This is a genomic window from Blautia sp. BIOML-A1, assembly GCF_009883055.1.
In the GTDB taxonomy this organism is placed as follows: Bacteria; Bacillota; Clostridia; order Lachnospirales; family Lachnospiraceae; genus Blautia_A.
This window is the reverse complement of sequence record NZ_WWVR01000033.1, coordinates 14,652-39,847: the sequence shown is the minus strand read 5'-3', so window position 1 is coordinate 39,847 and position 25,196 is coordinate 14,652. Positions and strand designations below refer to the sequence as shown.

General features: G+C 42.6%; 25 protein-coding genes and 1 pseudogene. 20 read left to right on the top strand and 6 right to left on the bottom strand.

The annotated features are described in order from the left end of the window. Window positions 1-441 precede the first annotated feature (441 nt). From GT674_RS13240 to GT674_RS13210, 7 genes are all read left to right on the top strand, one after another. Window positions 442-1,602 (top strand): RNA-guided endonuclease InsQ/TnpB family protein, encoded by a 1,161-nt coding sequence (locus GT674_RS13240; protein WP_161286139.1) that lies wholly within the window; start codon window positions 442-444, stop codon window positions 1,600-1,602. Window positions 1,603-1,739: 137 nt separating this feature from the next. After that, window positions 1,740-2,084: a hypothetical protein gene (locus tag GT674_RS13235; protein WP_227240319.1), complete on the top strand. Its 345-nt coding sequence runs from the start codon at window positions 1,740-1,742 to the stop codon at window positions 2,082-2,084. Then, window positions 2,084-2,320 carry a hypothetical protein gene (locus tag GT674_RS13230; RefSeq protein WP_005424066.1) on the top strand — a complete coding sequence of 79 codons (237 nt, stop codon included), beginning with the start codon at window positions 2,084-2,086 and terminating at the stop codon, window positions 2,318-2,320. The genes GT674_RS13235 and GT674_RS13230 overlap by 1 nt, the downstream gene beginning before the upstream one ends. A 10-nt stretch (window positions 2,321-2,330) precedes the next feature. After that, window positions 2,331-2,726, top strand: coding sequence for a protein-export chaperone SecB (locus tag GT674_RS13225; RefSeq protein ID WP_243149129.1), 396 nt, complete (start codon window positions 2,331-2,333; stop codon window positions 2,724-2,726). 294 nt (window positions 2,727-3,020) lie between these two features. Continuing rightward, window positions 3,021-3,560, top strand: coding sequence for an RNA polymerase sigma factor (locus GT674_RS13220; protein ID WP_161286137.1), 540 nt, complete (start codon window positions 3,021-3,023; stop codon window positions 3,558-3,560). Beyond that, window positions 3,554-4,660 carry a DUF4179 domain-containing protein gene (locus GT674_RS13215; RefSeq protein WP_161286136.1) on the top strand — a complete coding sequence of 369 codons (1,107 nt, stop codon included), beginning with the start codon at window positions 3,554-3,556 and terminating at the stop codon, window positions 4,658-4,660. Before GT674_RS13220 ends, GT674_RS13215 begins: the two co-directional genes overlap by 7 nt. Window positions 4,661-4,883: 223 nt before the next feature. Beyond that, a complete protein-coding gene (locus GT674_RS13210; RefSeq protein WP_227240316.1) occupies window positions 4,884-5,114 on the top strand; it encodes a FadR/GntR family transcriptional regulator in 231 nt (76 codons plus the stop codon). 289 nt (window positions 5,115-5,403) lie between these two features. Here the strand turns inward: GT674_RS13210 and GT674_RS13205 are convergent, their stop codons facing one another. Further along, entirely contained in the window at window positions 5,404-6,237 is an 834-nt protein-coding gene (locus GT674_RS13205) for a MurR/RpiR family transcriptional regulator (RefSeq protein WP_227240315.1), read from the bottom strand. A 264-nt stretch (window positions 6,238-6,501) separates the two neighbouring features. On the opposite strand from GT674_RS13205, the gene GT674_RS13200 reads away from it, so the two are divergent. The 5 genes and pseudogenes from GT674_RS13200 to GT674_RS17935 all read left to right on the top strand — a co-directional run. Further along, entirely contained in the window at window positions 6,502-7,926 is a 1,425-nt protein-coding gene (locus GT674_RS13200; RefSeq protein WP_022380032.1) for a serine hydrolase domain-containing protein, read from the top strand. 12 nt (window positions 7,927-7,938) lie between these two features. Beyond that, a complete protein-coding gene (locus GT674_RS13195; RefSeq protein WP_161286135.1) occupies window positions 7,939-9,225 on the top strand; it encodes a GntP family permease in 1,287 nt (428 codons plus the stop codon). Window positions 9,226-9,487: 262 nt separating this feature from the next. Then, a complete protein-coding gene (locus tag GT674_RS13190; protein WP_227240314.1) occupies window positions 9,488-9,652 on the top strand; it encodes a hypothetical protein in 165 nt (54 codons plus the stop codon). Window positions 9,653-9,749: 97 nt separating this feature from the next. Further along, window positions 9,750-10,925: an NAD(P)-dependent malic enzyme gene (locus tag GT674_RS13185; protein WP_161286134.1), complete on the top strand. Its 1,176-nt coding sequence runs from the start codon at window positions 9,750-9,752 to the stop codon at window positions 10,923-10,925. A 62-nt stretch (window positions 10,926-10,987) separates the two neighbouring features. Next, window positions 10,988-11,092, top strand: a pseudogene (locus tag GT674_RS17935) (amidase); the annotation flags it as partial. Window positions 11,093-11,223: 131 nt separating this feature from the next. Here the strand turns inward: GT674_RS17935 and GT674_RS13180 are convergent. The 5 genes from GT674_RS13180 to GT674_RS13160 form a co-directional block, all read right to left on the bottom strand. Beyond that, window positions 11,224-11,850 (bottom strand): lactate utilization protein, encoded by a 627-nt coding sequence (locus GT674_RS13180; RefSeq protein ID WP_161286133.1) that lies wholly within the window; start codon window positions 11,848-11,850, stop codon window positions 11,224-11,226. Between the two features lie 76 nt (window positions 11,851-11,926). Beyond that, window positions 11,927-12,787, bottom strand: coding sequence for a TylF/MycF/NovP-related O-methyltransferase (locus GT674_RS13175; RefSeq protein ID WP_161286132.1), 861 nt, complete (start codon window positions 12,785-12,787; stop codon window positions 11,927-11,929). After that, window positions 12,784-13,809 (bottom strand): XdhC family protein, encoded by a 1,026-nt coding sequence (locus GT674_RS13170; RefSeq protein WP_161286131.1) that lies wholly within the window; start codon window positions 13,807-13,809, stop codon window positions 12,784-12,786. Before GT674_RS13170 ends, GT674_RS13175 begins: the two co-directional genes overlap by 4 nt. A gap of 30 nt (window positions 13,810-13,839) precedes the next feature. Next, window positions 13,840-14,913, bottom strand: a complete 1,074-nt coding sequence (locus GT674_RS13165) for a histidine phosphatase family protein (RefSeq protein ID WP_161286130.1) — start codon at window positions 14,911-14,913, stop codon at window positions 13,840-13,842. Continuing rightward, window positions 14,906-15,835 carry an NTP transferase domain-containing protein gene (locus tag GT674_RS13160; RefSeq protein ID WP_161286129.1) on the bottom strand — a complete coding sequence of 310 codons (930 nt, stop codon included), beginning with the start codon at window positions 15,833-15,835 and terminating at the stop codon, window positions 14,906-14,908. The genes GT674_RS13165 and GT674_RS13160 overlap by 8 nt, the downstream gene beginning before the upstream one ends. Before the next feature lie 209 nt (window positions 15,836-16,044). Here GT674_RS13160 and GT674_RS13155 point away from each other — a divergent pair, with 209 nt between their 5' ends. The 8 genes from GT674_RS13155 (at window position 16,045) to GT674_RS13120 (ending at window position 25,196) form a co-directional block, all read left to right on the top strand. Then, window positions 16,045-16,305 (top strand): hypothetical protein, encoded by a 261-nt coding sequence (locus tag GT674_RS13155; protein WP_055056403.1) that lies wholly within the window; start codon window positions 16,045-16,047, stop codon window positions 16,303-16,305. Window positions 16,306-16,341: 36 nt separating this feature from the next. Then, window positions 16,342-19,104, top strand: coding sequence for a molybdopterin-dependent aldehyde oxidoreductase (locus GT674_RS13150; RefSeq protein ID WP_161286128.1), 2,763 nt, complete (start codon window positions 16,342-16,344; stop codon window positions 19,102-19,104). An 80-nt stretch (window positions 19,105-19,184) separates the two neighbouring features. Continuing rightward, window positions 19,185-21,479 carry a pyridine nucleotide-disulfide oxidoreductase/dicluster-binding protein gene (locus GT674_RS13145; protein WP_161286127.1) on the top strand — a complete coding sequence of 765 codons (2,295 nt, stop codon included), beginning with the start codon at window positions 19,185-19,187 and terminating at the stop codon, window positions 21,477-21,479. Then, a complete protein-coding gene (locus tag GT674_RS13140) occupies window positions 21,479-21,700 on the top strand; it encodes a DVU_1557 family redox protein (RefSeq protein WP_161286126.1) in 222 nt (73 codons plus the stop codon). The genes GT674_RS13145 and GT674_RS13140 overlap by 1 nt, the downstream gene beginning before the upstream one ends. Beyond that, window positions 21,701-22,234 (top strand): class I SAM-dependent methyltransferase, encoded by a 534-nt coding sequence (locus GT674_RS13135; RefSeq protein WP_161286125.1) that lies wholly within the window; start codon window positions 21,701-21,703, stop codon window positions 22,232-22,234. It abuts the gene before it with no gap. 3 nt (window positions 22,235-22,237) lie between these two features. Further along, entirely contained in the window at window positions 22,238-22,669 is a 432-nt protein-coding gene (locus GT674_RS13130; RefSeq protein ID WP_161286124.1) for a DVU_1555 family C-GCAxxG-C-C protein, read from the top strand. Beyond that, window positions 22,666-23,991: a radical SAM (seleno)protein TrsS gene (trsS, locus tag GT674_RS13125; RefSeq protein ID WP_161286123.1), complete on the top strand. Its 1,326-nt coding sequence runs from the start codon at window positions 22,666-22,668 to the stop codon at window positions 23,989-23,991. The genes GT674_RS13130 and trsS overlap by 4 nt, the downstream gene beginning before the upstream one ends. Continuing rightward, a complete protein-coding gene (locus GT674_RS13120) occupies window positions 23,988-25,196 on the top strand; it encodes a DVU_1553 family AMP-dependent CoA ligase (RefSeq protein ID WP_330585580.1) in 1,209 nt (402 codons plus the stop codon). Before trsS ends, GT674_RS13120 begins: the two co-directional genes overlap by 4 nt.

Below are 25,196 nucleotides of genomic sequence, written 5' to 3'. Positions count from 1 at the left end.
CAAACTCTGGAATATCTGCAACTACGAACGGCGTCATTATAAAGAACTGGGACTGGAAAAGTATCCTGACTGGTATTATCAGAAAAAAGCACATAAAGGAAATCTGTGGTATAAACAGCTTCCGTCACAGACAGCACAGGAGACCTGTAAGCAGCTGGATAAGGCGTGGAGATCTTTTTATGTCCTGAAAAAGACTGGAGGGATCAAAGATCCAAATCCGCCCCGTTTTAAACAGGAGAATATACCAATCACATATATGCAGATGGGGATCCGGCATGAGAAAGGTTCAGACCAGCTGCGTCTGTCTCTGTCAAAGGATCTGAAAAGCTACATGGAAGAAACATATGGGATCCATGAAAAATTTCTATATCTTGAAAATAAGATTTTCAGGAACATGGATCATATAAAACAGCTGCGGATCTATCCACCGGAAAACGGAAAATGNACTACGAACGGCGTCATTATAAAGAACTGGGACTGGAAAAGTATCCTGACTGGTATTATCAGAAAAAAGCACATAAAGGAAATCTGTGGTATAAACAGCTTCCGTCACAGACCGCACAGGAGACCTGTAAGCAGCTGGATAAGGCGTGGAGATCTTTTTATGTCCTGAAAAAGACCGGAGGGATCAAAGATCCAAATCCGCCCCGTTTTAAACAGGACAATATACCAATCACATATATGCAGATGGGAATCCGGCATGAGAAAGGATCAGACCAGCTGCGGCTGTCTCTGCCAAAGGATCTGAAAAGCTATATGGAAGAAACATATGGGATCTATGAAAAATTTCTATATCTTGAAAATAAGATTTTCAGGAACATGGATCATATAAAACAGTTGCGGATCTATCCGCCGGAAAACGGAAAATGTGACCTTATTGTTATCTATGAGATTGAAGAACCAGAACAGCTTTCCCAGAATGGACACTATTTATCTATTGATCTGGGACTTCATAATCTGATGACCTGTTATGATTCTGTAAATGGCAGGACTTTTATCCTGGGAAGGAAATATCTTTCTCTGGAAAGATATTTTCATAAAGAAATTGCCAGGGTGCAGTCTGTATGGTATGTGCAGCAATCGGAAAGAGGAATAAAATATCCCAAATCATCGAAACATATCCGGAGACTTTACAGGAAAAAGCAGAATGCAGTGAAGGATTACCTTCACAAAGTGACCAGATGGATTGCAGAATACTGCAGAAAAGAAGACATCCGCTGTGTGGTTGTGGGGGACATCCGAAATATCCGTAAAGAAAAAGATATAGGACACAAGACCAACCAGAAGTTTCACGGACTGCCATATAACAGGCTGTATATCATGCTGGAATATAAGCTGAAACTGTATGGGATTCAATTGATAAAACAGGAAGAAAGCTATACCAGCCAATGCAGCCCGTTATCACCAGAAATATCAAAAAGATATGCAGAAGCATCAAACCGAAAAGAGCGGGGTATGTATATAACTGACGGAGTAAGATTTAACGCAGATGCAGTAGGCGCGTTTAATATCCTGCGGAAATATCTTTCCGTATCCGGAAAACAGAAAACACTGTCCGTAACCGGACTAAAAAAGCCAGAAATAATAAAAGTAGCTGTATAGCCGAAAGGCAAGCAGTATTGGTGTCATGGACGCACCCTGAAAAAAGGCGGTATCCCGCCAGATTTCAGATGCTCTGGTAACTTGTTGCCGAGTAGTTCACGGCGACTATAGAAGCACCGGATGAAGAAGTATTGGATTTGGATGATAATAAACAACTAGATGCATTTTTCACTGAGGTTATCCAATGCATAGATGAAATAGAAAAAAATTGTTCTGGAAATATGCCTGTATTTGATGATAAAAATTTTCGTGCTCTTTTCTTTGATTATTATAAGCAAAAAAAGAATATCGCTGTTATTACCAGAACATTTCAGAAAGATTATGCAGGTTATACAACGCGAAGAAACAAGAAGGATAAAGAATTACAGAAGAAAATAATGAATATTACAGGCCTTGGATTTAATGAACGTCAAATCTGTGTTTCAAAAAAAGAATGTATTAAATCAACAAAACTAATATATAATGAAGAAGAGGTGATTTAATGTTAGATAAAGAATTGTTCTTTTCATTGTGCGAGAAGTATAATGTTGAATTGAGTAAAACTGCTAAAACTCCTATGATAAGAGATGCAGAGGGAGTGCATGCAATTACAGAGGAAGATGTAAAACAGATTTTGACGCCGCCTCAGAAGTATTTTGATTATTCGAATAACAACATTAATACAAGTAATGTAAAGCCAGAGTTTGATTTTATGGATGATTACGCAACTGCATGCTAGGAGAAAAAATATGGAAGTCAGATCTAAATATGAAAGTGCTCTTATTTTAGACAAAATTGAAATTATAGAAAGTAGTTTTAGAAAAAAAGATGGATCGTTAGATGATCTGGAGTTAGGAGTTCAGGTTGAGCATAGTCTGAATAAAATCGGTGATGATAAGTTTGAACTTATTCTTACAACTAAAGTTGCAGATCAAGATGAAAAAGTATGTGTTTGGGTAAAAGGAAGAGCAATATTCAATACTCAGCAGGAAAACATGAGTATTCTTGAAAGAAATGCTATTGCTATTCTGTTCCCATATATTAGAAGCTACATTTCTACCATAACAACTCAGCCGGGAATGGCACCTATTTTATTACCGGCAATGAATATTGTTGCGATGCTGAATGATCAAAAGAAAAATTAACATAAATGCTGTCGACATCAGTATATGGATTATAGTACTCTTAAAAAAGAAAGAAACGGGTTTGTTACCGTACGGCTATTGCCTATGCGGGTTTGAGTGTGGTGGTAAAAGTTCGAATCCTCTAACGCACGCTAATAAAAAATAAGACACAGCGTTAAGCTGTGTCTTATTTTTTGTTCTTAGCATCAGAAATTTTTTGTGAGAACCTATTTCCCTCCTGATGCATCTAATCAGTGTAAAAGAAAAAAGCAAACATGTGTAGTAATCCAGCTGGACAAAAGGAGAAGACAAATTATGACAAAAGATGCATTTATCAGGGAGGTTCGGGATGCAGAAGCCATGCTGTATCATATATCAAAGTCCATTCTGAAGAATGACTCTGATTGTGGGGATGCTGTGCAGGAAACAATTCTTAAGGCATATGAAAAACTTCCCACCTTAAAGAAAGAAAAATATTTCCGAACATGGATCACAAGGATTTTGATCAATGAATGCAGGGGGATTCTTCGGAAAAGAAAAAATGTTATTCCATATGAAGAATATATGGACAATATGAGGCTGACTGAGGAGGACAGCTACAGTCATTTATATATGGCGATTATGGAGCTTCCGGAGGAGTTGAGGATTTTGGTAACATTGTATTATTTAGAAGGATTTTCACAGAAAGAGATCAGTGAGGCCCTGGATATTCCAGATGGAACGATCAAAAGCAGACTTTCACGTGCAAGAGAGTTTTTGAAGGTGCAGTTATCTGAAGAAGAGAAAAGACCGGCAACTGAGAAAAACAGCAAACGATCAAAGAGAATAACAGGAAAGGGGAAAATGTCATGTTAGAGAATAAATGGGATAACATCGCACCAGAAGTACCACAGGATTTTCATAATAAATTTGAAGAGACACTGAGACAGATTGAGCAGGCGGATACGGTAGATAAAAAATACAAAAGAAAAAGAATCAGTGGCCGATTATTGATTGTTGCAGCAGTGATCTGTACAGGCATGGGAGTAACGGTGGCTGCAAAAGAGTTCTTTAAATGGAATGACCATTTGTTAAAAAGACTGGAACCATCTGAAAAGCAGCAGGAGACACTGCAGGAATCAACTTATATTCAGAATATAGACCAGTCTGTAACGCAGAATGGAGTGACTGTTACCCTGACAGATTCTGTTCAGGATCAGGGATTCCTGTATGCTTTTTTTGAAGTGAAAACAGATGACAATATTTCTATGACTGATAATACTTCTTTTGAGGAGATGACACATTTTAAGATCGATGGAAAAGAAGTCTATGCAGATGATGACAACAGATTTGGAAGCCTGAGTACAGGTGTAAGTCAGGACAATCTGCTGAACTATGATCAGGATTCGGCACATTCTAAATATTTTACAGCAGGGATTTCTTATGATAGTGATTATGATCTGAGTAATAAAACCGTAGAAATTACATTAAAGAATCTTACGGAGGAAGGAGATTATGATAAGACTGTTATTACAGATGGAACATGGGATTTTAAATGGACCTTGGGTGCAGTAAAGCCTCCGATAACTCTGGAAGTGAACCGGAAATGTGATTTTGGAGGTTATGAAATCACAGTGAAAAAAATGGAAGTAACGCCCCTTTTATGGTCATTATATCTTGATTATGATGAGGCTATGAAGGTGTATGAAGATGAGAAAAACAAATTTGAGTACGCAGGTACGGACTATGGCATGGATCTTTATGACAGAACTAATATTGACCAGGTGCGTTATAAAGATGGAACGGTTTTAACACTTGACCCGACTATGGGAGGAATCGCCGGCGGTGGAGAAAAACAGGATAAGGAAAATGGTGTCCTGATCATCAGAAACAGCTTTCCACAACTGGTAGATATAGATAACTTGCAGGCGGTACATTTTGGGAACATTGACCAGTGGCTTGAAGTGCGGGAGTAGGAATGCAGATAGGGTGGAGAAAAGTTACTGTTCGCTCCGTTCACAGCAATTTGATCAAAATCCATTCCACTTGCTGTAAATTGTCATGAATGCTATATTATTAGAAGAAATAACTGTCATACTGTACAGTTGTATCCAAAATAAACTGTATGGGAAAGACAGTGAAAAAATGATACCGCCTGTAAGAATATACGGACGGAAATGGGATTCGGAGGCATAGAGTATGTTTAAAGAAATTAGAGATGAACGGGCTTTCAACGGGATTTTAAATCAGATTATAGAGAACATTCAGAATGGCAGTCTCAAAGCGGGAGCTACCCTTCCGGCGGAGCGGACAATGGCGGAGACCATGGGAGTGTCCAGACCGGCAGTCAGAGAAGCTTTGAGAGCACTGGAATTGTTGGGAATAATCAACCTTTGCATAGGAACATGCATAATAAAATACATTCAGTGATTTCTCCGTTATTCCGGATAAAAAATGCTGATACAGAAACCGGATGGAATGTGCAGATTCTAAGGTCAGTATGGATAATATCAGCAGAAATAAGGTATCTGCTGTCGGAACAGAAAAAGTTTCAAAATAAATCAAAAAATATTGATGAAGTCTACCAATCAGTGTTTTTTCGTTGTATAATGTTTTTGTCGTACAGGGTCACTTTCCTTTGTAATGTTTTGGGTCAAATTCATTATACATCAGAAAGTCCTGTACGATATTTTTTTATGAAAAAGTTGTAAAGTGGTGTTTACTCATAATACATATCAAAATCCCGATAGGTATCTTCATATTGTTTTAAACGTTCTACTATCATATCTTTTCGCTCATCATGGATTTTAGATATAATCGCATCAAATAAGCAATACATACAAATAGGTGAACTAAATCCCATACTGTCTTTTACCGGAGCAGCAAGAATTGTATAATCGGAAATATTAAAAAAAGGAGAGGAAACACTGTCTGTAATGGAGACAAGGGTTGCACCCATTTTTTTTGCAGAATCCGCATAACGATACGTCCATTTGGTATATCTGGCAAATGCTATGCTGATGACAACAGTTTTATCTGTGATATGATTTAATAAATCAAAACGAGGATCGTAAAATTCTTGGATAATGTGAGTATTACCAAGTAAAAGGTTCAGACGATTCCCAAACCAGTTGGCAGCATGATAAGAAGAGCGTGCTCCGGTTACCAGAATATGATCTGCATTCAGAAGAGCTTCTACGGTCTTGTCCAGAAGCTCTTCATCTATATGTGAGATCCAGTCTTGCAGTGCCTGCATTTCTCTGGAAAAAACTTTCTGATAAAATGTCTGATTTTGAATTTGTCCCTCTACATTGCGCTGCGGTACAGAAAGAATTTCTTCACGAAGTTTTTGCTGCATGGCAGAAAAACTGTCAAAGCCAAGAGAATAAGCAAAACGAATAACAGTTGTTTCACTGACAGAAATATCCTTACTGAGTTTAGCTAGTGTTGCATAGCTGAATTCATCTTTATTATTTAAAATATATTCTGCAACTTTTCGTTGTCCTGCTGATAGTGAAGGGATTTTTTCATAGATTAGTTGATCCAGACTCATTGTAACCTCCATAAATAAAATATCATATGACAAGTATAGCAAAAAAATTTTTTTTATTCAATGGAGAATGTTATAATTCGAAAAAGAATCAAATGATTCATAAGTAAAAGCAAATAAATTGTTTAATTCTACCAAAACAGAACATTAATTTTTGACGATTCTATCAATTGTTTCTAGAAACAACTTGTGATAGTATAGTAGTAAATACTTCACGTGGATGTTTGAAAAGAATTTAATACAATATATTAAAAGAAGGAGCACAAAATGATAAAAAATAAACCAGAAGCCTATGGAATATCTTCAGATAATCTGTTGTGTATGGTACAGGAACTGGAGACATTTGTCGAAGATATTCATTCTATATCTGTAGTATGCGATAACGATGTGATTTTTTCAAAATGCATTCAACCATATACGGAAGAACCTATGCAGATGCTTCATTCATTTTCGAAAAGTATGAACAGTATTGCAGTAGGGATTGCAATCGACGAGGGAAAATTACATCTGGATGATCTGGTGATAGATTATTTTAAAGAGTATTTGCCGGAAGAATATGATAAACGAATCGATCAGCTGACAGTTCGTAATCTGTTAACAATGGCAGCAAATTCCTGCAGATTAAGCACCTGTTTTCGTGGAGTGACAGATTCCTGGATCACACATTATTTTACATATAAATTACCCCATGATCCGGGAACTGTCTTTCAGTATGATACAGGAGCAAGCTATATGTTGTCTTCACTGGTTACAAAAACCATGCATAAAAATGTGCTTGCACTGATGAAGGAACGTGTTTTGAAACCAATGGGTATTACCGATATCGAATGGCTGGAAAGCCCAGAAGGCAATACAGTCGGAGGATGGGGGTTGTATTTGAAAACACCTGACATCGCGAAAATTGCAATATTACTTGCCAATATGGGAAAATGGAACGGAAAAACACTTATTCCGGAAGAATATCTTAAAGAAGCAACCAGAAAACAGATTGATACTCCCGAAGAAAAATATCCAGTCTGTGGATACGGATATCAGTATTGGATCACTGCTGATCATTCCTTCGGCGTTTATGGAGCTTTCGGAAATGTGATCGTGGTTAATCCAGAGAAAAAACTGGCAGTTGCAATCACAGCAGGAGCAAGTGATAAAAATGGAAATCCGAACCGTCTGATTAGCAAAATCGTAAATGAAAAGTTGTTTATACCGACAGAGAGAGGAACATTGGAAACAGATGTAGATGGAGAGAAAAAACTGAAAAAATATCTGGATGACCTGTGTCTTCCATATCCGGAAGGAGCAAAAAATTCCTGCTTGGAAGGAAAATGGTTTGATAAAACACTCTCCTTTGAAGAAAATGACCGGAAAATTCAAAGCATAGAGATTAATAGAAAAACAGAAAATGAACTGCTGATTAATTTTCACCTGAAGGACAGGCTGGTAAGTGTAGAGGCTGGATTTGAAAACTGGATTACACAGGAAGCTGTATTTGATGATCCGCATCATTTTCTTAATAGCTTTTCTTATGCATTCAAAGATGATAAGACATTGGTGATAAAGCAGTACTGGTTAAATATGTCAGGTTACGATATCTATACGCTGCATTTCCAGGATGACAGTGTAAACGGAATGATTATCACAAGCGTAAAACTTGGCGGAGCTGTACCGATTGAACTTTCAGGAAACATACAGTAGGGGGATAAAACTATGGATATGAGTTTATTGGGAATTATTGTTGCACTTGTTGTGTTGATTATTATTTGCTATCGTAAATTTAACCCAGTTGTGGGAACATTAATATGTGTTGCAATTTTGGCAATATTCAGTGGTTTGTCTGTGTTGGATACAATTACAGATACATATTTTACAGGATTTTCTGATTTCCTGAAGAATAACTTTTTGCTTTTTGCAACCGGAACCGTATTTGCATCTTTGATGGAAGGATCCGGAGCTGCAGCAGCATTTGCAAAAATGATCTATTCTAAAGTGGGTGGACGTGGAGCAATTTATGGTTGTATGCTTGCAGTGCTGATCTTAGGATATATAGGTGTGAATGGATGGGCATTGATGTTTATCGCTTATCCGATCTTCCTGTGCGTATTTAAACAGGAAAATCTGCCAAGATGGTTGATTCCGGGTGTTATTTATACTTCTCTGGCGTATAACAGTTCTATGTTCCCGGGTTCTCCTTCTATATTGAATGTGCTTCCAACACAGTATCTTGGTACAGATACTATGGCAGCTTCCGGCCTTGGTATTGCAACTGGTATCTTCTGCAGTATTCTGTGTGTTATTTATCTGGAGTATGAATTCAGAAAAGCAAAGAAAAATAATGACGGATTTGTAATTACACCTGATATTGCAGAAAAAATGAAAGCATTTGAAGAATTGGAGACTGTAAAACCATGGAGATCTGTGGTTCCGATGATTCTGTTATTTGTTCTGTTAAATGTATTTAAGGTAAATGTAAATATTGCAATTATTTTAGCTTCTTTCTGTTGTGTGATTTTATACTGGAATACTACTCCGAAAAAACTGAATTTGATCGATGACGGTGTAAAACGTGCCAGCATGGTAATTATGAATACTGCAGCAGTTGTTGGATTTGGTTATGTTGTTAAATCAACTGTGGGATTCCAGAATCTGATAGATATGTTGTCAAACCTTGGTGGAAACCCACTGATTTCTTTTGCAAGTGCTACCACATTAATCGCTGGAGCAACTGGTTCCGGTTCTGGTGGTATCGGAATCGCTATGGAAGTATTTGCACAAAAATATATGGACTTGGGAGTAAATCCTGCAGTTTTACACCGTATAGCTGCAATTGCATGCAATGGTCTGGATACACTGCCGCATAACAGTATGGTGATTACCTGCTTGGCTGCTTGTGGTATGACACATAAAGAAAGCTACAAACCGATATTTATCACATCTGTATGTATTACATTAATTGGACTGGCATTTGCAGTATTTCTTGGAATTGCATTTTATTAAGAAGTAACAGATTACTATAGAGTATGTAAAAGAGTCATTAAAATTCCACAGAGAGTGGAAAGGTAAGATAGAGGTAGTAGCGACTGTTCCTGCGCAAATGAGGATGATTTGTCTCTTGCATATCACAACCTTATCTGAAGATACAAAAAGATGTGAAGCAGAGTTATGAACTAATCCGATGTCACAATCTCTGTCTGGTTGTAACTGATGGAAGTGTAGTGTTGGGGCTTGGAGATATCGATCCGGAATCTGTCATGGATTTATGGCAATCGATCCAGCTGCATTCGGTGATCCTCAGGCAATCCGCAGACACTTTTCAGAATACCTGGAAGCTAATCTGTGTGGATATCTCAAACTTGACTTTGATAAATATTTTGACGGATATGAGCTTCCAAAAGACAGCAAATTTTTTACCGGTAATTATTAATAGATTAGAAGATTGCTGGGACGGAGTGAACAACAACAATAGAAGAGCCGGATGATACGGTTTCACAAAATTTAAGATACCAGGGAGGACAATAAAAATGGATTATGCAAAAGAATCTTTAAGACTGCATGGAGAATGGAAAGGTAAGATCGAGGTTGTTACCAGAGTACCTGTTGAGAATAAGGATGATCTGTCACTTGCCTATACACCAGGTGTTGCACAGCCTTGTCTCGAAATCCAGAAGGATGTGGATAAATCTTATGATCTTACCAGAAGATGGAACATGTGTCTGGTAGTAACTGACGGCTCAGCAGTTCTTGGACTTGGAAACATCGGACCAGAGGCCGGAATGCCGGTAATGGAAGGAAAATGTGTACTTTTCAAAGCGTTTGGCGATGTAGATGCATTCCCTCTTTGTATCAAGAGCAATGATGTGGATGAGATCGTTAATACAATTTATCTGATCTCAGGTTCTTTTGGCGGAGTAAATCTGGAAGATATTTCTGCTCCGAGATGTTTTGAGATTGAGAAAAAACTGAAAGAAAAATGTGATATTCCGATCTTCCATGACGATCAGCATGGTACAGCAATCATCACTCTTGCTGGTCTGACCAACGCACTGAAGGTTGTAGGAAAGAAAAAAGAAAATGTTCGTATCGTTATGAACGGAGCAGGAGCTGCTGCAATCTCTATTGCACGTCTCCTTCTGACAGCAGGATTCAAAGATATCACCCTCTGCGACAGAAAGGGTGCAATCTATGAGGGACGTCCGGAAGGTATGAATCCGGTCAAGGATGAAATGGCTAAAGTTACCAATCTGGCTAAAAAATCCGGTTCTCTTGCAGATATGCTGGTTGGCGCAGATGTATTTATCGGTGTTTCCGCACCGGGTGCTGTTACAACAGAGATGGTTAAGACCATGAACAAGGATGCAGTTGTTTTTGCATGTGCAAACCCGACTCCGGAAATCTTCCCGGATGACGCAAAGGCAGGCGGAGCAAAAGTTGTTTCTACAGGAAGAAGTGACTTCCCGAACCAGATCAACAACGTACTTGCTTTCCCGGGAATCTTCCGCGGTGCATTTGATGTGAGAGCAAAAGAAATCAATGACGAAATGAAACTGGCTGCGGCTGAAGCACTTGCAGGCCTGATCACAGATGAGGAACTTTCTTCGGAGTATATCATTCCGAAGGCATTCGATAAGCGAGTAGGACCGGCTGTTGCAAAGGCTGTTGCTGAGGCAGCAAAGAGAACCGGCGTAGCCCGTATTTGAAAAATATACATACAATTTAATAATCAAGATAGACAATTTTCCCCGGCATAACTTATAATAGGGTTCCGATTATAGTAGATGCTGCATGTTGTGCAGGGGTGACACCGGAAAGTCATGAGACTGCACTGAAGGCCATGAAAGTGTGCCAGATAGATATTGTCAGATGAAATAAATAAATTGCCAAAAGATATGGAATAAGGAAAAGCAGAAGGCATACTGTATAATATGTCAAAGTCTATAAAGAAGCCGGAAAATCAGTAATGAAAAACTGATTTTCCGGCTTCTTGTAGTTTTTAAATCAATATCCAAGTGTATCGTTAACGAGGATCACGTGGATTCTGTCAGTGTGTCTGGAGAATCTGGTGATCAGGAACTGACAGCAGATGGTATCCATGGATTTGCAGTCAAAGCATTTGCCTGTTTCTCTGCATGGGATATTTAAGTCAAATCTCTGGGCATTTACAGGTGCAGCTACGTTTCTGGCACGTTTCATGGCACTGTCCAGATCGGAACAGACTTTGTTGATGCCTACAATAAATACGACTTTTCTTGGTCCCTGGGCGATGCAGGAAACGCGGTTGGAATTTCCGTCAATATTTATCAGAATACCATCGTTGGTAACGGCATTTGCACTTGAGAGAAAAATATCTGCATCGTATGCTGCCATAAGGCTTTCGCGAGGGCTCATTTTTGAACGGTCCAGATAGTTATAATTACCCTTCTCCAGAGCCTCAACAAGACCGATCTCCCTGGCACTGACGCATCCGCCCATAGCGATGGTGCTCTCTTCCGGAATCAGTTCCAAAGCCTGCTTCAGCGCATCTTCTTTGTTTGCTGCATAATAACCGGACATGTTACGGGATTCCAGTCCCTTGATCACTGTCTTTGCCAGATATTCATTTCTTTTCATTATGTTTGTATCCATGATTTGTACCTCCGATTCTGAAATTTCTACTGGTATTTTTACTGTAGCAGATGTATTTTGTACTGTCAAGAAAGCGTTATATCTTCCGAAGTATTGCACTTCCATGCAGATCACATACAGGATCCGCGAAGAGATGGTTTTTCTGACAGAATTCATCAACGGCTTTTTTGCAGCCGGAGAACTGTGTGCTGTACACATCGTGGATCAGGAGAACTCCACCTGTGGACAGACGTTCATAAAACAGTGGAAGCGCAGCGGCAGTCGGAGCGTAGAGGTCCGCATCCAGAGATACGAAACAGAAAGTCACATCTGTGACATCGGCAAAAGTATCCGGAAACCACCCTTTATGGATCACAGCACGTGCAGGATCTGGCATAATATGAAGAACAGAGTCAACATCTGTGGAGGAGAAATCTCCAGTTCTGGCACGGGACAGATCACAGGAGGTCTCAATTGCCACATCCTTTTCAGAAAATCCCTCAAACGTATCAAAAAGATGAATCCTGCGATCCGGGAAGGCTGCACTGATCAGGGCAGAAAACTCGCCCTGAAAAACACCCAGTTCAGCAACATCGCCCGGAATATTCAGCTGATAGATCTGCTCTGCTAAGAGACGCATGACAGCATTCCGTGCATCAAACATACGGAGGGCAGAGGGGTCACGAAATGGTCCGTGATAGCCTGCGTTTTCCATTTGTTTTTTCATAGAGTTCTGCCGTTCCTCATCCAGTACACCCAGGATGATCAGATCCGGAAGAAGTGCAGAAGCTTCATCCGGAGAACGGACAGGAATACCTCCAATATATTGTCCATGTTTCCGGGAATCATTATCAGCAAAGCACAAAAGTTTACAGGAGTTGCCAAGAAGTCTTGCAGTCATCTGTCCGATCTGTCCGGCACCAAATATTACAGTTCGGAATACAGGTTTTGTCATCATTTTGCAGAGGCCTTTCTGTCAGCACGGACCTTGATCATCTGTCCTGTGATGGATATGGCGATCTCGGCCGGTGTTTCTGCCTTGATCTCAAGTCCTACAGGAGAGATGATACGCTCTAAATCCCGTTCATCAATACCGTATTCTTCAACGAGGCGACGAAATACAAAGGCTTTTTTGGCACGGCTTCCAATAACGCCTATATAGCATGCTGGTGTGGCAAGAAGCTGTGCCTGCACGATCGTATCATAGGCATGACCGCGTGTCATGACGCAGCAATAATCCGCGTCTGTGATAGAAATGCTCTGATCTAGATGGTTAAAATCACAGAGGATCGTTTCTGCTGCATCCGGGAAAAGAGCGGGATCCGTAAATTCCGGGCGGTCGTCCAGAACGACACAGCGGAACTCAACACTTGCAAGTATCGGTACAAGCTTCTGTGAAACATGCCCGCCGCCAAATACATAGACAGTTCCGGAGGTCCCTATCTGTTCAGTAAACAGATCATATTCTTCACTGCGATGACGACACGGCCGTATTGACAGAGAAGATAATATAGAGGAAGGAACAGCAGCATTTCCGATCAGTCCGTATGCAGAATTGTAAAGACTGATACCGGAAACAGTACGGAGGTCACAGATCAGCCAGAAGTCCTTTCGTTCTTCATATAATTTTTCGGCAGTTACTGCAATCTCCATAATGATCGGATCCTTATGATCCAGATACTGGAAAAAGACCGTAACATCTCCACCGCAGATCATGCCGATATTCTCAACATCCTCATGATTCAGTTTGAACTCATGTTCACAGGATTCCTTTTTTTCGAGAATATCCAGTGCCATAAGTCCGGCACGGTATTCCACCGAACCGCCGCCGATGGTTCCGGCAACTCTACCATTTTGTCCGATCAGCATATGGGAACCGGCACCTCTGGGTGTGGATCCTGATGAAGCTATGATGGAAACAAGTACAAGGTCGTTTCCTTCCAGAAATTGTTGCCTTATTGTCTGAAATAATGTTCTCATATAAGAAAGCACCTCCTGTAATGTGAGTTGTCAAAGTGTTATATGACAGATGGATTCTATCATATCCTGCAGCTTAAATGCCTGTTTTAACCGGCGTTCATGAGACCTGAGTGCTTCAGGAGTCTTGCATTTATGCAGATTATCTGCGAATCGTTTTTCTATTGATACACGCTGTGTTTCTTCGACCAGCTTGTCTGCCAGAAATACAATGGCTGCTTCGTCAAGCTTCGTCTCCTTTAATTCATGATGCTGTGAGATGATCTGAGCAATCTCTGGATAGCCTAATTGTAAAAAAAGATCACCGCCTGTCCTGGTATGATGTTTCTGAAGTCTGGCAATATCATGAAGAAGTGCACCGGAGCGGATGAGCTTCTGATCAAAATGATGTCCATGAGCTTCTAAGTCATCACATAAATGGCAGGCCAGTTCAGTAACTGCATCACTGTGAACCTGCACATGAGGCGGGAGAGAGACTGCATCACGAAGTATATAACATAGTCTATCACTCAATACAGGATGAGGCAATATGTAACCCGACTCAGATAAGGCAGCATTTCCTTTCTCATCTACTCTCAGATGATAATACGAACCACATGGAAGACGGAAGTGCTGTCTGGTATTTGTTCCTGGATGAAGCATATATAGATAAGAAGAAATCACATCCGTATGAGCGATGATCGCAATGTTGCCCTCAGATGAACGCAGGATTTCCTGAACTGCCTGTGAAAAGCGCGTACCGGATGCAAAAGGAGTTTCTGCTCCTGGAATCGGATGGTCAGGATCATTTCCCCGGGCTTCATAAATATCCGGCCATTTCCTGCGTATAGTATCAAAAGAAAGTCCATCCCATTCTCCGAGATTTCTTTCTGCTAAATCAGAGACAGGCAGATGTGGGAGCCCGGCTGCTATATGCCCGGCTGTTTCGGCAGCTCTTGCCAAAGGGCTGTGGTATATCCGGGATATCCTGCTGGTCAGTTCTTCGTGAAGAAGGACAGCCTGCAAATGTCCAAGCATGGATAAAGCAAGATCAGTCTGCCCGATACAGTAGGACTGTTCATCCGGGTATTGTGGCTTTCCGTGTCGTATCAGATAAAGATCACGCATTAAAAAATCCTCTGAAACAGTTTTCAAATATTTTTTCTGAACAGTTACGAGTTTCTTCCGAAAAACGAGCATATCGTTTCAGAAATTCTTCACCGTACGGAGTCAGCTCGCTGTGACTTCCATTTACACCGCCCTGGCTTCTGCTGACCAGTGGTTTATGGAGCTGTGATTCCAAGGTACGGATCAGGTTCCAGCTGGTGGAGTAGGAAATGTGCATGTGTTCACAGGCATCACGGACAGATCCTGTTTCCTGGATCAGTGTGAGAAGCGAATAAAGCTGCTCATCAAAGAATACTTTTTCCCGTGCCAGCTGAATATGTATTTCTGAACGGATGAGACTCTGGTTATGGGCGCGAAGAAGTTCAGCATAATCCTCCGGTGTATCAGCATCGTGAATGATACCCGGATCATCTACATTCAGGAAGTACATGGGTGTTCCGCAGTTTCCTACAGCACCTTCAAGACCGAATCTGCCGTCATCACTTAAGATGGAATCAATAAGTGTGGAACGGATCAGAAGCGGATGGCCGGGATTACCGTCACAGACCGGAGTTACAAGAGGATAACCCAGCGAGAGCATCTGCGTGACTGTCCGGGCCGTAAACAGTGGAACATCTACAGGCGTAAAGAGTACCGTGTCAACTTTATCTTTCAGATATTCCAGTCCAATCCGAACAGAAGCAAACATATGAGTGGATGCATAGTCTTCATTTCGAAGAAAAATCACATTATTGGAAGCAAGGTGACGTTCCAGAACATCCGCCCTATATCCTGTCACCACAACTATTTTAGAGATTCCGGCCTGCCGGAAATTGTTGATCACGCGCTGTGCAATGGAAATAGATCCAAGCTGAAGCATGGGTTTAAAGTCTCCCATTCGCGAGGATTTCCCCGCGGCAACGATGAGTGCACCTGTCTGCATGACTGTCACCTCCTTGAATATATTGTGTAAAATTAATAATATTATACCATATAAAACGGAAAAAATAGTGAAAATTTCAAATAAAATAAAAGAAAAAACTTAAAACGGTGAGAAAATAGTCAAGTTTTAATTATTTGTAATTTGCATAATTGTGCAAAAATATGGTAGTATGAATGTATACAAAATGACGTAAACGGGAGAACTTTTCTATGGATAAGATTTTTGAAATCACCGCAAAAGAAGTTACCATACAGGTAAGAGATGAACGTACGGGAGTGGAATACAGCCGGACGCTTCCAATCGATTATTACGAGAATGCGAATGTTCTGAAGCTTAGCGGCGAGAATCTGGACGGGAGCAGTTCTTCTATTGTTTTCTATTCTGCCCGAGGAATGGAAAGACTCAAAGATCTGACAGGCAAAGGAGCGGATCATGATCCGTGCGGAACGCATAAGCCTGAAGATCAGTAACATAGAAATGGATTTTTTCTTTAGGAGGGATGCAGCATGATTAAAAAGACATTAAAGATCAATGGTGTTGAGAGAATCCTTATTCTTGATAAGGACGAGACGCTGGCACAGGTTCTCCGTAATCATCTTCTTCTTACAGGATGTAAGATCGGCTGTGGTGAAGGCCATTGCGGAGCCTGTAATGTTATTATGAACGGGAAGGTTACAAGATCCTGTATCTACAAGATGAGCCGTGTTCCGGACAATGCAGAGATCACAACAATCGAGGGTGTGGGAACAATTTCTGATATGCATCCGATCCAGGTTGCATGGATGGCATATGGATGTGCACAGTGTGGTTTCTGTTCACCAGGTTTTATTATTTCAGCAAAGGTTCTTCTCGATAATAATCCGAGCCCTACCCGTGAAGAAGTGAGGGACTGGTTTAACAAGCAGCGTAATCTCTGTCGTTGTACAGGTTACAAGCCGCTTATCGATGCGACCATGGCGGCAGCAGCAGTTATGCGTGGCGAGATGACCAAAGAAGACCTCGTATTCAAGCAGACAGGTGATTCTATTGTCGGTACAAACTATATCCGTCCATCAGCAGCACAGAAGGTAACAGGTACCTGGGATTTCGGTGCAGATGATGCATTAAAGATGCCGGAGGGAACTCTTCGTCTTGCACTTACGCAGGCCAAGGTTTCTCACGCAAATATTCTCAGTATCGATACAACAGAAGCAGAGAGTATGCCGGGAGTTGTTCGTGTTATTACAGCGAAGGACATTAAGGCAGCAGGCGGAACCAACAAGATCAATGGTCTTGTAATGCTTCCTAAACACAATAAGACAGACGGATTTGAGCGTCCTGTACTCTGCGACGAAAAGATTTTCCAGTTTGGTGATGCGATCGCGATCGTAGCTGCCGACACAGAAGAGCATGCACGTGCAGCAGCAGATGCAGTTAAGGTGGAAATCGAAGAACTTCCTGCATATATGAACGCAATGGATGCGATCGCACCGGATGCAGCAGAGATCCATCCTGGTACTCCAAACGCATTTTTTGAGACAAACTGTATCAAGGGACCGGACTTTGACTGGGACAGCGTTCCGGATTCACAGCAGGTTGAGATCGAGTCCTACTGTTCACGCCAGCCTCATCTTCACCTTGAGCCGGACTGTGGTTATGGCTACATTGATGAAGACGGCATGATAACCGTTCATTCCAAATCCATCGGTATCCATCTCCATATGCCTATGATCGCTGATGGTATCGGTGTTCCGCTGGAGAACCTGAGACTTGTTCAGAACCATGCCGGAGGAACCTTTGGCTACAAGTTCTCTCCGACAAATGAAGCTCTGATCGGTGCAGCTGTCAAGATCCTTGAGCGTCCGGTATCACTGGTATTCAATCAGTTCCAGAACATTACCTATACAGGAAAGAGATCTCCTGCATTTATGAATATCAAACTTGCAGCAGACGAAAACGGTAAACTCCTTGCACTCTGGGGTAATAACTATGTAGATCATGGTCCATACTCAGAATTTGGAGATCTGCTTACAATGAGACTTTCTCAGTTCACCGGCGCCGGTTATGGAATCAATTCTATCCGCAATAAATCAACAACAGTATTTACAAACCATGCATGGGGCTCTGCCTTCCGTGCTTACGGCTCTCCGCAGTCTTACATGGGATCTGAGATCGCGATCGATGTGCTGGCAGCCAAGATGGGAATCGATCCGTTTGATATGCGTGAGATGAACTGTTACAAGGAATCAGAAGGAACTACGATCCCGACCGGTTATCCGCCGGAAGTATACTGCGAGGAAGATCTGTTCAAGACAGCTCGTCCGCTGTATGAAGCAGCCAAGAAACGTGTTGCTGAGAAGAATGAGGCTTCTGATGGCAAGATCAAATATGGTATCGGTGTATCTCTTGGTGTATACGGATGTGGTCTCGATGGTGTGGATACATCCAATGCATTTGCAGAACTGAATCCGGATGGAACAGTTACAATGTATGCTGCATGGGAAGATCACGGTCAGGGTGCAGACATGGGCGTTCTTGTATCCTCTCATGAAACACTTCGCCAGGCCGGAATCAGACCGGAACAGATCAAACTTGTTATGAACGATACCAAGACCTGTCCGAATGCAGGTCCTGCAGGCGGATCCCGTTCACAGGTTATGTCAGGCAACGCATGCCGTCTGGCAGCAGAGAACCTTGTTGCAGCGATGAAGAAAGAAGACGGAACCTTCCGTACTTATGATGAAATGGTGGCAGAAGGACTTGAAACCAAATACGAAGGCAACTGGGTAACTACCTTCTGTGCAGATCATCCGATCGATCAGGATACCGCTCAGGGAGATCCATTTGCAACTTATATGTACACTATCTTCCTTCCGGAAGTTGCTGTCAATACAGAGACAGGTAAGGTTACAGTTGAGAAGTTCACCTGTGTGGCTGACGTAGGTACGATCATGAACAGACTTCTTGTAGAGGGTAACTTCTACGGTGGTCTTGTACAGGGTGTCGGCCTTGCTCTTACAGAAGATTTCGAGGATCTGAACCATGATACTACTCTGAAGAACTGTGGTATCCCGTATCCGAAGGATGCCCCGGATGATATTGAACTTCATTTCAATGAAACCTATCGTCCAAGCGGCCCTTACGGAGCTGCCGGCTGTGGTGAGGCTCCACTGGATGCTCCTCATCCTGCAATCCTGAATGCGATCTATAACGCAACAGGTGCACGTATTACCCGCGTTCCGGCTCGCCCTGAAAGAGTTCTTGCCGCATTGAAGGAACTTGAAAAATAAATTTCGGTGTAATTTTATCATGTGCTATAATGAGGGGAGACGGTATACTGTCTCCCCTTTTGAGACGAAAGGAGCAGGTTATGACATACATACAGGAGAGAGGTTCCACTCATGTTTATCATGTAAATCGAATGTCAAAGGAAGAGATGGATCATATGATCAGCCTCTGCGTCCATGAACAGCCGGCGTACTGTGTTGCAGCCTGTCCTTTCAAGGTAGACACAAAAGAGATGCTGTTTTATGCTGCAAAAGGAAATTTCAAGAAAGCACTGGCGATCTATGAGAAGATCACACCTTTTCCGATGATCCTCTGTGATGGTTGCACTGCACCCTGTGAAGCTGAATGCAAGCTGTGTGAGCTGGGGGATGGAGTTTCCATACGTGAAATAGAGCGTGCAATCGTCCGGTATGGGGAACCAGGCAGACGAAGCAGCGTGTTCCGCATGCGGAAGAAGAAAAAGGCAGCAATCTTTGGTTCAGGATTATTCCCCCTGTTTCTTGCAGGAGAACTGGAAAGGAAAATGTATCCTGCGACCATTTACTGTCAGGAAGAAGATTACGAGGGATATATTGCGGCGGCAGCGGCACATCTCTCAGAGGCGGACCGTAAGAACGAGGCGAAACGCCTGAAATCCATGGATCTTTCCTTTGAATTCGGCTGCAGTCTTGATTCTGTATTTATCAGAGAAAAAATGGAACAGGCAGATGTCATCTGTGCATCAGAAGAGATCGCACAGAAGCTTGCTCCGGAGGAAACAGCAGATACAGAGATCATGCTGAGAGAACAGGCGGGAATCGTAAGCGGACCGACGCAGTCAGTGATGGATGCCGCTTTTGCTGCAAAGAGAGCAGCTCTGACCGTGGATCTTCTCGTACAGAATCTGTCTCCGCACAGCAACAGAGGCAGTGAGGGGGCAGTGCCCACGAAACTTTATACAAACACAGAAGGCATCAGAGGCTCAGAAAGGATTCCCTGTGGTGCAGATGGCTATTCGAAAGAAGAGGCTGTTGAAGAAGCAAAGAGATGTATTCAGTGTCACTGTGATGAGTGCATGAAAAGCTGTGTCTATTTAAGTGAGTACAAAAAGCATCCGGGGCTTCTGGCCCGGGAGATTTATAATAATACCCAGATCATCATGGGGGATCACCAGATGAACAAGCCGATGAATTCCTGTTCTCTCTGCGGACAGTGTACAGTGACATGTCCGAATGGATTTGATATGAGTCAGGTGTGTAAATCTGCAAGAGAAAATATGGTATCTACGGACAAGATGCCGCTGGCACCTCATGAATTTGCACTAATGGATATGCTGTTTTCAAATTCGGATGCTTTCTTATGTAAACCACAGCCTGGATATGAAACCTGCAGATATGTATTTTTCCCCGGCTGTCAGGCCGGAGCAATCGCACCGGATGTTGTCATGGATGCGTATGAAGATCTATGTGCGAGAGTAGAAGGCGGTGTAGGGCTGATCCTGGGATGCTGTGGTGCGATCAGTGAATGGGCAGGCCGTTATGAGATGACAGAAAAAGTAAACGAACAGCTGAAACAGGAGCTTGCAAAACTGGGGGATCCGGTAATTATCGCAGGCTGTCCGAGTTGTATGAAACAGTTAAAAGAGAATACGGGTGCAGAGGTCAGAGGAATCTGGGAAATTTTAAAAGAGATTGGACTTCCCGGGAAAGCCAGAGGTCTCGAGATGCCGGTTGCAATACATGATGCCTGCGGTGCAAGAGGAGATGCACGGACACAGGATACGATTCGGGAACTTCTCACCGCCATGGGATGTACTGTCGAAGATACGGAATATTCCAGAGATCTGTCCCCGTGCTGCGGCTATGGTGGACTGACAGCATATGCAAATAAAGAGATGGCAGCCAAAATGACCGAAAAGTGTCTCGAACGTTCAGATGCCCCATATATAACCTACTGCATGGCCTGCAGGGATCGGTTTGCAAGAGAAGGCAGGGAATCCAGGCATATCCTGGAACTTCTGTATGGAGATAATGCCTGTAATATGCCGGATATCAGCGAGAAACGATACAACAGGCTTGTGCTGAAAGAAAAACTTCTGAAAAATATCTGGAATGAGGAACTGATGATGGAGAAAAAAGATTATACCGTTGCCTATACAGAAGATGCGATCCGAATGATGGATGAGCGCATGATCCTGAAAAGCGATGTAGAGCATGTGCTGGCAGATTACAGAGAAAGCCAGGAAGCAGTGTTTGATGAAGAAACGAAAGAACTGGTGACAAGAAGCAGACTTGGAAACGTGACATTCTGGGTACGTTTCGTAGAAACAGAAGAAGGATATCTGGTACACAGAGCATACAGTCACCGGATGAATATTATGAAGAGGGTGGGACAGTAATGGCAGTGGAGAGAACATATTATACGATTGATCCGGAGGGAAAGCTGACCTGCAACAAATGCAAGGTTCCACTGGTGAAGGGAAAAGCAAAATTCATGTATCTCGAAAACGGTTTTCCGGTTGAGATGCCGGTCTGCCCGAAATGTGGTTTTGTCTATGTTCCGGAGGAACTGGCACTGGGAAAAGTTCTGGCAGTGGAACGTGCGCTGGAGGATAAATAAATGAACAGACATCCGGGAGGTGAGGAACAGACACTTCATCTTCTGGAACCTATAGAACTGAGAAGAGGAATGAAAGCGCTTGACCTTGGAGCAGGAGAAGGAGAGACTGTACGGCTTCTGAGATCATTTGGTCTGAACGCATGCGGTGTAGATCTTTTTCCCCGGAGCAGTGACGTACAGAGAGGAGATTTTCTGAATCTTAAGTATGCATCGGACAGCGTGGATCTTTGTATCAGCCAGTGTGCATTTTTTATCAGCAGAGATCAGGCAAAAGCCATCTCAGAATGCTGGCGGGTATTAAAAAAGGGCGGCTATCTTCTGTTGTCAGACCTTGATCCGGGGAATCTTGTGGAAATTATGGAACGTACAGGTTTTACCATTCTACAGAAGGAAGACCAGACGGCACTCTGGAGAGAGTATTATCTGGAAGCACTCTGGAGGGATTCATCCTGCTGTGAGGACTATAAGCTTCTGCAGAAAGAATATAAAGGAAAAAAGATAGGCTATACTATGGTGATTGGCAGAAAGGAGTAGTATATGGATCTTTATGAAAAAATAACAGAACTTGGTACGATGGGATATCATTGTTCACAGATGATCATGATCATGACTCTGGAAACCATAGGTGAGGAAAACCCGCAGCTTGTAAAGGCTCTGGGAGGTCTTGGCGGCGGGATTGGTTACTGCGGAGATACCTGCGGATGTCTGACAGGAGGAGCCTGTGCGATCGGATATTTCCTCGGCAATCTGGCTCCAGAGGAGAAAGAAGATGAGCAGATGAAACCGGCTGTACAGGAATTATACCAGTGGTTCCATGAGAAAACAGAGGAAGAATTCGGAGCTTTTTACTGTAAAGATATCACTCATCTGGATTGGGGTGTGATCATGGAGAGATGTCCTGCACTTATCGCAGATACTTATACAAAAGTCATGGAAATACTGACAGAACGGGGGATACTGGAACTTTGATTACAATTGGCAAAACAAAAAGCGTCTGTCCGGAATGTATGAAAGTACTTCCTGCAAAAAAATGTATCGGCGAAGATGGAATTTATCTGGTAAAGGAATGTGACATTCACGGAAAATTTCAGACTCTGATCTGGGAAGGGAATGCAGCAGACTATCTCGCCTGGGGGAGGGAAAATCTGTCCGCAGAGTCTCCTGTAAATCCCAAAAGGAAAGAAAAAGCCTGTCCGAATAACTGCGGGCTCTGTGAGGAACACGAACGAAAGGGCTGCTGTATGGTTGTGGAAATCACAAAACGCTGCAATATGCACTGTCCGGTATGCTTTGCCTCAGCAGGCGAAGATGAGGAAAATGCTGATCTTCCGATCAGTGAAATAGAAAAACAATATGATTTTCTGATGGCACACGGCGGACCGTTTAATATACAGCTCTCAGGGGGAGAGCCGACCATGAGGGATGACCTCCCTGAGATCATACAGATGGGAAGAGCGAAGGGATTTACATTTTTTCAGTTGAATACGAATGGAATCCGCCTGGCAGAGGAAGAGGGATATGCGAAGAAACTGAAAAAAGCAGGACTGAATACCGTTTTTCTTCAGTTTGACGGTGTGACCGATGAAGTTTATCAGATCCTGCGAGGACGTCCTATGCTGGAACTTAAGAAGAAAGCGATCCGAAACTGTTCAGAGGCAGAACTTGGAATTGCTCTGGTGCCGGTCATTGCACCCGGAGTAAATGATATGCAGGCAGGGGATATTCTGAATTTTGCTCTGGAGCATATGCCGCTTGTGCGTGGGGTACACTTCCAGCCGATCAGTTATTTTGGCAGATGTTCGCAGAAACGTCCGCAAGATCCGATCACCATACCAAGGATGCTGAGGCTGATCGAAGAACAGACAGACGGACTTATGAAAGTGGAGGATTTCGCCGGAGGCGGAGCAGAGAATCCATACTGTTCCTTCCATGCAAGTTATCTGAGAAAAGGTGAGCGGGAACTGAAGCTTCTTGAGAAGAAATCCGGAAAAGGGTGCTGTTGTACCACCAGCGATGATTCCAGACAATATGTGGAAAGCCAGTGGAGCTACAGCACAAAGACCTATGAGGAAGAAGAAATGACACAGACGAATGCACTGGATGAGTTTTTGCTCCGGATCCATAATGAGACTTTTGCTGTATCCGGGATGATCTTTCAGGATGCCTGGAACCTGGATCTTGACCGCCTGAAACGATGCTATATCTGTGAGGTGGATTCTGAATATGGAATGGTGCCGTTCTGTGCCTACAATCTGACTGATTCGAAAGGAAAATATCTATACAGAAAGTGAAACGATCAAATATAGATGCGATGATCTGTAAGCAGGAAGGTGTTACAGAGCTTACACGCGAAATAATAAATAAAATACAGCTTGAGAAACTGAACGCTGTTTTGAAAAGAGAAAAAGAGCGGGAGGGTTTTTACAGGAATCTGCCAGCAAGCCTGGAAAGCCTTGACGATTTGAGAACTCTTCCGTTTACAACAGGAACTGATCTGGTAAGGGATGGCGGAAGAATACTTTTGTGTTCCCAGGGAGAAGTCCAGAAAGTCATCTCAGAACAGACAAGTGGAACAACGGGAGCCGGAAAACGTGTATTTTATACGGAAAGAGACTGTGAACACACGATAGAGCTTTTTATGGCAGGACTCGGTGAATTTATTTATCCGGGAAGCATAACGATGGTTGTCATGCCGTTTTCCGGTCCTTTCGGACTGGGAGAACTGATCGCGGAGGCCATTAGACGTATAGGAGCCAGACCTCTGTTAACCGGAATCGGAAGAACTTATGGTGAATTAAAAACAATCCTGGAGAGGGAAAAACCAGATACTTATGTCGGTATGCCATCGGCATTACTTGCCATGCTCAGAATGTGTGGAAAGGGAAGCATAAAGAGAGCACTGGTATCAGGAGATACCTGTCCGGACAGCGTAATGAATGCAATAGAAGAAATTCTGGAAACACGACTCTGGCCTCACTATGGATCCCGGGAGATGGGGCTTGGCGGAGCCATCTGCTGTGCTGCTCATAATGGTATGCATATGCGGGAAAACCACTGTATCATAGAAATCACAGATGAGGATGGAAATGTGCTACCTGACGGTGAATGGGGAGAACTGGCGATCACAACCATTGGAATGGAGGCACAGCCTCTGATCCGATATCGGACCGGAGACTGTACACGTATCATTCCGGGAAAATGTAGCTGCGGAAGTGAAGTAAAACGTCTGGATTTTGTGAAGCGGATCAGTCCATCAGAGAGTATACTGGAGATAGATGAAGTGCTGTTTCAGATTCCGGAACTGATCGATTACAGTGTCAGGATCACGGAAGGCAAAAAAGAGATCACAGCACTTTTTACTTCAGATAATGGAAAGGAACTGATCAGAAAAGTTTATCCGGATGAAGATATCTTTTCGCTGAACTGCAAAAAAGCAGAATGGACAGACAAAGCCCTGTATCCGGCAAAACGTGTGATCCTGCGTCAGAGCGGATAA